The organism is Salmonella sp. SAL04202 (assembly GCF_046550775.1).
GTDB lineage: Bacteria > Pseudomonadota > Gammaproteobacteria > Enterobacterales > Enterobacteriaceae > Salmonella > Salmonella enterica.
In genome coordinates this window covers 1-2,159 of sequence record NZ_JBGDXK010000016.1, presented here as the reverse complement: position 1 = coordinate 2,159, position 2,159 = coordinate 1, and the positions used below count along the sequence as shown (strand labels likewise).

At 67.8% G+C, this 2,159-nt stretch carries 2 protein-coding genes; both read left to right on the top strand.

The window, feature by feature from the left end; genetic code table 11:
* The coding region (locus ACLJQJ_RS23345; protein WP_024139848.1) for a cytochrome c maturation protein CcmE at window positions 1-313 on the top strand (313 nt) is incomplete at its 5' end.
* Window positions 310-2,159, top strand: a 1,850-nt coding sequence (locus ACLJQJ_RS23340) for a heme lyase CcmF/NrfE family subunit (RefSeq protein ID WP_140046183.1), incomplete at its 3' end; no start/stop codon positions are given. The genes ACLJQJ_RS23345 and ACLJQJ_RS23340, both read left to right, overlap by 4 nt.

Sequence of the window (2,159 nt, the reverse complement as noted above, 5' to 3'; positions counted from 1 at the left end):
GGGCCAGCGCCTGCGCGTCGGCGGGATGGTGATGCCCGGCAGCGTCAGGCGCGACCCGGACTCGCTGAAGGTGAACTTCAGCCTCTACGACGCCGAAGGGTCGGTGACGGTGAGCTATGAGGGGATACTGCCGGACCTGTTCCGCGAGGGGCAGGGGGTGGTGGTGCAGGGCACCCTGGAGAAGGGCAACCACGTCCTGGCGCACGAGGTGCTGGCCAAGCATGACGAGAACTACACCCCGCCGGAAGTGGAAAAGGCGATGCAGGAAAACCACCGCCGCCCGCAACGCGCTGATAAGGACACCTCATCATGATGCCTGAATACGGCCACGCGCTGCTGTGCCTGGCGCTCGGCGTGGCGCTGCTGCTGTCCGTTTACCCGCTGTGGGGCGTGGCACGCGGCGACGCGCGGATGATGGCGTCGGCCGGGGTGTTCGCCTGGCTGCTGTTCATCTGCGTGGCGGGCGCGTTTTTCGTGCTGGTGCACGCCTTTGTGGTTAACGACTTCACCGTGGCCTATGTCGCCGGCAACTCGAACACGCAGCTGCCGGTGTGGTACCGGGTGGCCGCCACCTGGGGGGCGCACGAGGGCTCGCTGCTGCTGTGGGTGCTGCTGATGAGCGGCTGGACCCTGGCGGTGGCGGTGTTCAGCCGGCGGGTGCCGGCGGATATCGTCGCCCGGGTGCTGGCGGTGATGGGGATGGTCTGCGCCGGTTTTCTGGCGTTCATCCTGTTCACCTCCGGCCCGTTCGCCCGCACGCTGCCGGCCTTTCCGGTGGAGGGGCGCGACCTGAACCCGCTGCTGCAGGACCCGGGGCTGATTTTCCACCCGCCGCTGCTGTACATGGGCTATGTCGGCTTCTCGGTGGCCTTCGCCTTCGCCATCGCCGCGCTGCTGAGCGGGCGTCTGGACAGCGCGTTCACCCGTTTTGCCCGCCCGTGGACGCTGGCGGCGTGGGTGTTCCTGACGCTGGGCATCGTGCTCGGCTCGGCGTGGGCCTACTACGAGCTGGGCTGGGGCGGCTGGTGGTTCTGGGACCCGGTGGAGAACGCCTCCTTTATGCCGTGGCTGGCGGGCACCGCCCTGCTGCACTCGCTGGCGGTCACCGAACAGCGCGCCGGCTTCAGGGCGTGGACGCTGCTGCTGTCCATCTGCGCCTTCTCGCTGTGCCTGCTGGGCACCTTCCTGGTGCGCTCCGGGGTGCTGGTGTCGGTGCACGCCTTCGCCTCCGACCCGGCGCGCGGAATGTTTATCCTCGCCTTTATGGTGCTGGTCACCGGCGGCTCGCTGCTGCTGTTCGCCGTGCGCGGGCACAGGGTGCGTTCGCGGGTGAACAACGCGCTGTGGTCGCGCGAGTCGCTGCTGCTCGGCAACAACGTCCTGCTGATGGCCGCCATGCTGGTGGTGCTGCTGGGCACCCTGCTGCCGCTGGTGCACAAACAGCTGGGGCTGGGCAGCATTTCGGTGGGGGAGCCGTTCTTTAACACCATGTTCACCTGGCTGATGGTCCCCTTTGCCCTGCTGCTGGGGGTGGGGCCGCTGGTGCGCTGGGGCCGGGACCGGCCGCGTAACATCAGGAAACTGCTGCTCACCGCCCTGGTCTCCACCCTGGTGCTGTCGGTACTTTTGCCATGGCTGCTGGAAGATAAAATCATCGCCATGACGGCGGTGGGGATGGCGATGGCCTGCTGGATTGCTGTACTGGCGGTGGCCGAAGCCGTACAGCGCGTGTCCCGCGGCACGAAAACCTCTCTCAGCTACTGGGGAATGGTGGCGGCGCACCTCGGGCTGGCGGTGACGATTACCGGCATCGCCTTCAGCCAGAATTACAGCGTGGAGCGTGACGTGCGGATGCGGGCGGGCGACAGCGTGACCATTCACGACTACCGCTTCACCTTCCGGGAGGTGCGGGACATCACCGGGCCCAACTACCGCGGCGGGGTGGCCCTCATCGGGGTGACGCGCCACGGCGAGCCGGAGGCGGTGCTGCACGCGGAGAAACGGCTCTACAACACCAGCCGGATGGTGATGACCGAGGCGGCGATTGACGGCGGGCTGACCCGCGACCTGTACGCCGCGCTCGGGGAGGAGCTGGACAACGGCGCGTGGGCCGTGCGCCTGTACTACAAACCGTTTGTCCGCTGGATATGGGCCGGGGG